At 59.2% G+C, this 7,186-nt stretch carries 6 protein-coding genes and 1 pseudogene; all 7 read right to left on the bottom strand.

Going from position 1 to position 7,186, the window contains the following annotated elements; genetic code table 11:
* Positions 1-291: 291 nt before the first annotated feature.
* Positions 292-1,641: a replication protein gene (locus BHD08_RS22650; RefSeq protein WP_125025201.1), complete on the bottom strand. Its 1,350-nt coding sequence runs from the start codon at positions 1,639-1,641 to the stop codon at positions 292-294.
* A gap of 687 nt (positions 1,642-2,328) precedes the next feature.
* A complete protein-coding gene (gene parA / locus BHD08_RS22655; RefSeq protein WP_125025202.1) occupies positions 2,329-2,967 on the bottom strand; it encodes a ParA family partition ATPase in 639 nt (212 codons plus the stop codon).
* A 159-nt stretch (positions 2,968-3,126) separates the two neighbouring features.
* On the bottom strand, positions 3,127-3,951 hold the full coding sequence (locus tag BHD08_RS22660) for an abortive infection family protein (RefSeq protein WP_125025204.1): 825 nt from the start codon (positions 3,949-3,951) through the stop codon (positions 3,127-3,129).
* 17 nt (positions 3,952-3,968) lie between these two features.
* Positions 3,969-4,217 (bottom strand): hypothetical protein, encoded by a 249-nt coding sequence (locus BHD08_RS22665; RefSeq protein WP_125025206.1) that lies wholly within the window; start codon positions 4,215-4,217, stop codon positions 3,969-3,971.
* 43 nt (positions 4,218-4,260) lie between these two features.
* The gene (locus BHD08_RS22670) at positions 4,261-5,001 is read right to left on the bottom strand and encodes a type-2 restriction endonuclease (RefSeq protein WP_125025208.1); all 741 of its coding nucleotides are present in this window, start codon (positions 4,999-5,001) and stop codon (positions 4,261-4,263) included.
* Complete coding sequence (locus BHD08_RS22675; protein ID WP_218567522.1) at positions 5,001-6,725, bottom strand: Eco57I restriction-modification methylase domain-containing protein; 1,725 nt, start codon at positions 6,723-6,725, stop codon at positions 5,001-5,003. The genes BHD08_RS22670 and BHD08_RS22675 overlap by 1 nt, the downstream gene beginning before the upstream one ends.
* A gap of 14 nt (positions 6,726-6,739) precedes the next feature.
* A pseudogene (locus BHD08_RS22680) lies at positions 6,740-7,060 on the bottom strand (recombinase family protein); the annotation flags it as partial.
* Positions 7,061-7,186: the final 126 nt, after the last annotated feature.

Raw genomic sequence — 7,186 nt, forward strand, 5'->3', positions numbered from 1 at the left:
GCAGCTTGAGGGACTGCAATCGCTCAGTGACAATCAACCTGCTCGGCTATCCGCTGTGATCAGCTGAGCCCCCGCAGACTCGACTGCCAGAGCCATGGCAGTTACACCACTTCCCGGGACACGATCCCCGGCCTGCGGCCGCCGATATGCTGGCCCTTACGGGCACCGCTCGAATGCAGGCCGCCATGAAAGGCGCCCGCTCTCGCAACAATGCTGCGGCTACGCCGCAAGCCCTCCACCAAAGGCCGAGGGCTTCGCCATTAGTAATACGGACGGACCTGTGCCAAACATCTACCGGCTCTCCTGCTGATCCGCAGCCACCTGTAATACGGTCGGACTTGTGCCATTTTCAGATGGGTCAGGCTTCCCAGCTCGATACCAGGAACGACGGCTCATCCCCAACGCTTCCCAAGGCTTCTGACGGCTCGCAGAATTGGCCTCATAGGTTGCACGATCAACTGCCCCAGCAGCTCGTCTGCGGGCCGTGTGGCGCTCCCTGTCGCGTTCCTTTGCCATGTCCTGGCTGATGAGCGTGCGCAGCGCGCGTTGCTCGTCGTCGGTGATCTGGAACAGGTTGATGAGGGTGTCGTTCCGGGGTGTGTAGAGCGGGGCAAACTGTCGGCCTCCAAACTCGACCTTCTCGCCGGCTTCGTACTGCCTGGCCTTCGCGTAGAGCGTCATCAGCTCCTTGCTGCGGTAGTTCCAGGATGAATCCAGCTCGCGGGCCAGTGCTGCCGCCTCATGGTACATCTGGGCGCTATTCGTGGCCCCAGACAGCAGCAGGAAGTTCAGGCGCCAGAAAAGGTGCTGCATCCGCTCTCCCTCCCTGACGCCTCCCCGCAGCTCTGCCAGCCGCCGCAGGTCCTCCAGCCGATCCCAGGCCAGTTGCCGACCCGAGAATCCGCGAAGGTTGGTGCTTCGGCCTCCCTGGCTCTGGACAAGCTGGAGCTGCCGGCGGTCCAGGCGTTCCTGCCGTTGCTTCTCAATGTCCCAACGGGCCACCGGCAGCAGCATTTCAGCCAGATAATCGAACGAATAGCGCACCGGCTGGCCATCAGGCCCGTTCTCCACATGCGCCACGCGGCAAACCTCGCCGCTCCTGCTGTTCACCGTGTCGACGAGCCTCAACACTCGCGAGGCATCCTTAGCAGCTGGGTCAGCCCCCAGAGCTGCCAGTCGGTCAACGAGGTGTCGCTGGCAAGCGTTCCACCGAGGGAGCGCCTGCCGCGGCAGTGGGCAATCCAAAAACCACTTGGCCTGGATACCGCGCCCACTGAACACTAGCAGGGAGGGAGTTGGAATACCCTCGACCGCGCAGTGATACAACACCGAGGCCGCCAGTTGATCGGGGCTGCGCCCTGCTAGGTCGTCTACTCGATAGGTGTCCAGGTCGGCAAACAGCAGCCCGATCCGCGCGAGATTGACGACACGCCGATTGGGCCGGATGAACTCAGCCTGAGACAGCCAGGTGTCCCGACTGTGATCGAGCATCGAGAGCACAACGGGCATCTGTGACAGCCGGTAGCTATCCTGCCGCTTCCCAGTAGGGGAGCCGACTAGCAGCGAGAAGAAACCGTGCCGATTGATATCGTGATACTGCTCGGCCTCGAACAGTGATAGTTGCTCTACTGCGCTCGCCATGGCTCACCGCAGCAGCGTGCGAGCCAGAATTTGCCCTGCATACCTGCTCCCCCAAATTTCCGTTTCAAAACTCGGGGAGGGCCTGACAAACCAATAGACGACGCCAATTCGAGCGCCTAAAATGGATTACCAGGTCTCGCATCCGGCCAGCTAAACCAGATTCTCCCGAGACCATAGGCAGTGGATGGCGCCAACCATCACACTGCCCGTGAAGCCCCGCGATGCGGGGCTTTTTCGTTTTCGCTTCCCGGCCGCCAACGGGAATCTAAGAGGCTCAAAGAGCCTAACACCCCGAGGCGGATGGCGATTGGCGGGGCGTTATCGTACAGAAATTGACAATACGCCTCTTTTTTACACGCCGCAACTCAACTACGCAGAACCTTGTAAGCCCCATAGTTCCTGAGGCGGACACAAAAAAAGCACGAAAGCACTAATGTGCTTCCGTGCTCATGTGCTTTCGTGCTCCAGGCTTCTAGTCTACGTCCTGCACTTCAGCTGGTTGGCCATCGAGATACAGGGCAACAGCCTCAGCAACTATTGCCTTCATCGAAGTGTCACGTTTGAATGCCGCCTTCTTTAGGCGTCTCCAGTCTCGCGCCGACAGAGTGACGTTGAGCCGCTTGTCATCACCGCTGATCGCTGTTTTGCTGCGCGTCTCTGTACGCGCTGTGCGAGCCTTGAGCACCATCACTTATTCCCCAGCAGCGCCATCGCTTCCCGCGCAATGGCCTGAATCTCTTCCTGCGCAGCCCTAGACTGCGGCTCCTCAAAAACAGTTTTGCCTTCCCCTGCAGTCGACGCGTAGACCACGCGCTGAGTCGTCCCCGCATCGAGCGTCGGCAACCCGTACTCGTGCAGTGCCTCAGCAACCTCCCCGGCCAGCTTGGTGGACTTGATAGCTCGACTCACTACAAAAGCAGCCAGTGGCCGACCGTCCGTTACCTCCTGACGTGTCTTCACTAGATCGACCAGTTCAGCAGCTGCCCAAATGTCATAGGGGCTCGGCTGCACGGGAATCAGCACCAGGTCAGCCGCCCGGATCGCCGCGACCGCCATTTCCGAGGCCTGGGGACAGCCATCAATGATGATGAAACCCTCACCGGCTTTCTTCCCTTCTAGCGAAGCCAGGAGGGTTTTCCGGTCCAGGCCGATCACCTCCATCAGCTCGATACCACCAGCCTCAGCCCAGTCGCGGGCGGACCCTTGCGGGTCAGAATCGACGAGTTGCACCGGATGACCAGCGAGCTGCAGAGCCCGGGCCAGGTTCACGCTGAGGGTTGTTTTGCCACTTCCCCCTTTCTGATTAAGCACCGCTATTTTCCGCATAAATCCCCCCGCGAGTGTTGGGTCTCAGGCAATTAAAGCACAAAAGCACGAATGTGCTTTTGTGCTAATGATACATCCCAGCCAAGGGGATTCTAGGCACAAAAGCACAAACGTGCTTAAGAATGTCAGATCCTATCTTAGGAAATAGCGGAGCAAGCCCTAGAATGGAATGCTCTCATCCCACGGGAACCGCGAAGCTTGCTGCTCTGCTGCCTTAGCCTGTGCCTTGATCTTCGTTTCCAGTGCCTTGATGAAGCGGATCGACGATGCGACATGGTTGAAGATCAGCAGGCTCTCCTCGTAATTCAGAATCGGGTTGTCATGTGCAAGGCTCTTGTTGTTACGCACGTCATTGAAGGCTTCCAGGACTGAGATGCTGGATTTAAGGATGCGCTCGGTCATGGCCGACTCAAGGTGGCCACCCTCTCGAAGCGCCTTCACGTACTCACCGAAGACGCTGTGCAGTGGCTTGTCACGCATGATCGTGATGCCGTGTGGCTCGCACGTCACCCGGATGAACTTGTTGACGAAGGTATGCAGTCGATCCAGTCCGCCCTCGGGCTGGTTCTTCTCAATGGCCTCGCGGACATGCTCCGCCACCACCTCGAAGTCCCGCTCATCTGCGATGGCGGTCAGCGCATCCAGCTCGGCCACCGGCTGATCACTGAGAAGACGCTGGGCAATCTTCCGGCAGTCGTCGATCAGCAGCGGGTTGCTGTCGCCGAAGGACTGCTCATCGGTCGCATACTCGATCAGTCCACCAATCACACGCCCCACGACATGGTTTCCATCCGCATCCCAAAAGGTGCGCATCCGGTTTGCCTTGGAGGTGCCCCGCACCTTATACCGCTCGGAGTCAATCTCCACCCGGTATTCGTCGAAGAAATCCCCGAAGGTGCGGTCGGAAAAGTTCAGGACGTAACCACCACCCATGCCAAGCAGCTTTTCCAGCTTCCGACGTTCACTTCCTGTCAGATCGGACATGTGATCCCTTACGGCTCCTAAGCGGTCTGGCTGATCTCGTTGGCAACCTGTCGGCACGTGGCCTGCATGTCGAGCGTGCCGGATGCAATTGCCTCAAGGCTCTCATCATCGAGCATCTGCACGATGCTGGTAGCCCGGCGCTCAAGCTCCTGGCGGGCAATACGTTGCCAGTCGCTCACGCCCAGGAGAGATGCAAGCGCAGATTCGTTTGCACGCCCGTAACCGCGTAAAACCTCTGTCACTGTCTCGATAGGGGTTGTAGTCATAGTCAGGCCTCCGGCCAAGATTTATCGAAGTACGGGAGAGCTATCAGCTCAACCGTGCTGCCTCTGCAGCGATGTGACCGGCCAAAGCAGCAACGAACGTCTTGAGGCTGGTCATCGACGACAGCTCTGTGAAATCACCAGTATTCACAGCTCCGCGCTCCGCTGTAATGACAGCTGCTGTGGTGTAAAGCTGCTCCTGCACCAGTCTCTGGCACAGCAAGTCGTACCGCTTGAGATAGGACGCGCCCTTGAACTCATCAAACACCGGGAAGTGTGGCGACGAGTCACGAACGGGCCTGCGGGACTCCGGCGCATCTTCGACCATCATCAGCCACCCGACAAAGGGGCGCGGCTGCTTGCCGAATGCTTCTTCCCTGAAGGCCGTCCAAAGATCATGGGCCGTCCCGATGGCTTCCTCAGTACGGTTGTTGAAGTTGTTGCTGAATGATGGGCCGACATGGCTCTTCAGCTCGATAGCGGCGATCAGCTCTCCCTTGTAGATCACCAGGAGATCCCACAACTTCGTCGGGCGGAAGTAACCGGGCAGGGTCAACATCGCCCGGTTCTGGTAAATGTTGGCATCAGCCAGCCCATTGGCTTTGATGATGTCGAGCACCAAGGCCAAGAACCCGTCCATGTTCTTGCCCGCAGTGACGCCCGCCCGCTCGCCCTGGTCGGCCTTACCCGACTCTATCTGCTTCTGCCTTGCGGCTTCGCGGTTTCCCCAAAATGCCTTCACGGCCTCGCGGGCTTTCTGTTCGTAATCGACGAGATCGAGCGCCATTATTCTCCATTGCCTCCAAGGGCAGATCGTTCTTCATGGCTGAGGCCGTAGAGCTTGAACACCGCCTGATTGCAGGCTTGCACGTCTCGCTTGATGGCTGCTTCGGCCAACTCACGGCGCAACGGTTCAGATACATCCGCCCAGCATGGAATGCGGATGCGGCGTAGATACTGCGCTTGAAAGCGCAGGAATCCACCCCGCATTTTCGTTGAGTACGTCGCCACGAACAGGCGGGTAACTGCGGATAGCAAGACAGCCTGCAAGGCCCGCAAATCCCAGTCTTCGGAAGTGACGTAGTAGAGATTGTGGTGGGGGTACAACTCACCGCCTTCAAAGACGATATGCGCCTCGCCTTTAATATCCGGGACCAGAAGCTTCGGCTTCGAGGCCAGCGCAGGAATGATGCGGTCAATCGTGCGATACCAGTTGCTCGGAGACTTCTGCGCACAATGGCGTCCGGCAATCACCTCTCGCCGGGCCTCAAGGTAGCGACGCAGACGCGGGTACTCGTCAAGATCGACGAGCCCGCTGGACTCGGCAAAGGGGTTGATGACCCCCTGACCACGCCATTGCACCTCACCGCTCATAATGTCCTTGGTTGTCACCAGTGGCAGCTTACGGTCTGGCTCAACATCGAGCGCTTCGAAATCCCCGATGAAAGCCTTGTCAGCACCAGTCGCGACACCGATCCCGACCTTGCATCCAACCTCCTCCAGGAGGGGGAAAGCGCCCTCTAGCCGACGAATCAGGGCCATCTGGTCAGATGACTCCAGCAGCCACGGCTCCGCGCCATTGGTCACACAGGCGAGTTCGCGCACTGGGCCAGCGTCCTTCGGCAGCGTCGGGGCACACAGCAAACCTGCCAGTGTGGTCAGCGTCGCCCTGTCGATGGCGGGACGGTGAGCAATGCGCGTTGCCCCCGGCGCCTCACGGCTGATGATCGTAATTGCGGGATACGCAATCACATCGGAGTGAAAGGCCGGTGTATCCACCATATCGACATAAACCTTCAGGTGGAATCGCTCAGCCACGAGGCTGCGCAGCGGCCCACCATAGCGATTCTTCATCCAGCGATCCGCGCAGATGAAGCCCAAGCGGCCGGCATCCGACAAGGCCGACAGGGAGCGCTCGATAAAGGGGATGTAGATGTCGGCTCGGTCATACATTGTCTGGTAGCGATTGCGGTACTCAGCTAGCAGCGGGGCGGGGATCAACTCCTGACGGACGTAGGGCGGATTACCCACCACGAAATCAAACTTCCCCTCCAGCGGTGCCAGCAGGAAATCGCCCTGCGACAGCCAGCAATCAGCCAAGGCCGCTGCGGCATTCGCCGCGACCCCCTCGCGCTTGAGCAGCGCGACAACGGCAGCATAAGTACTGCGGAAGGTGTCATGGTGCAGCTCAACTGCCCGGATCGCATCGGCCAGTTCATCGAGCGCAGACCCGTTCGGCCTTGCTGCCCGCCAGGCACTCAACAGCCGCTCGATGATCGGCAACAGGAAATCGCCGCCCCCGAATGACGGCTCCAAAAGCCGCTTTTCGTGAAGCGCTTGATCCTCCGTGTAGCCAGCCAGGTCAAGGATGAAATCCACCACCTCGGAGCGTGTGAAAATGGCCCCGCGAGCCTCGAGCCCCCCTTCCGAAGCCAAAGCCTCAGTCGCGGCTCTGATCGGGCATACAGCAGCAGTAACAGGCTGATTGGCAACGCTCGACGCAAATGCCATGAATAACGACCTCGCTAAATCATCGGAAGTGCGCCGCGCTCAGGGCGCACCGCACCAACATGCTTGTAAATGGTGGCGCGTGAGACACCGTAGCGTTTTGCCACATCGGCGACCTGAATATCAGGATCACGCAAAAGCGCCTTGATCTCTCGAACCTGCTTGGCATCCAGTGCTGGCTTTCTCCCTCCCTTGCGACCACGAGCACGAGCAGCAGCCAACCCTGCCTGGGTCCGCTCCCGGATCAGGTTGCGCTCGAACTCGGCGAGGGCTGAGAACAGGTGAAACGTCAACTTTCCAGTTGCACTGCCAGTCTCGATACGCTCCGTGATGCTCTTGTCGTTTTCAGAAGACGGCTGCACTGAACGTCAGAAGCCGACTGCACTATAGCAGCGGAGGGGTTGGATCCATCAGGCAACGACGGGCTGCTGCCGGCCAATAGCCGACAATGACGACACTGGAAA

The sequence above is a fragment of the Pseudomonas sp. SCT genome (assembly GCF_003864275.1).
In the GTDB taxonomy this organism is placed as follows: domain Bacteria; phylum Pseudomonadota; class Gammaproteobacteria; order Pseudomonadales; family Pseudomonadaceae; genus Stutzerimonas; species Stutzerimonas stutzeri_AE.

Excerpts from the sequence above, each read along its gene's own strand:
- BHD08_RS22650 (WP_125025201.1), bottom strand. The coding sequence starts at position 1,641 with ATGGCGAGCGCAGTAGAGCAACTATCACTGTTCGAGGCCGAGCAGTAT.
- parA (WP_125025202.1), bottom strand. The coding sequence starts at position 2,967 with ATGCGGAAAATAGCGGTGCTTAATCAGAAAGGGGGAAGTGGCAAAACA.
- BHD08_RS22660 (WP_125025204.1), bottom strand. The coding sequence starts at position 3,951 with ATGTCCGATCTGACAGGAAGTGAACGTCGGAAGCTGGAAAAGCTGCTT.
- BHD08_RS22665 (WP_125025206.1), bottom strand. The coding sequence starts at position 4,217 with ATGACTACAACCCCTATCGAGACAGTGACAGAGGTTTTACGCGGTTAC.
- BHD08_RS22670 (WP_125025208.1), bottom strand. The coding sequence starts at position 5,001 with ATGGCGCTCGATCTCGTCGATTACGAACAGAAAGCCCGCGAGGCCGTG.
- BHD08_RS22675 (WP_218567522.1), bottom strand. The coding sequence starts at position 6,725 with ATGGCATTTGCGTCGAGCGTTGCCAATCAGCCTGTTACTGCTGCTGTA.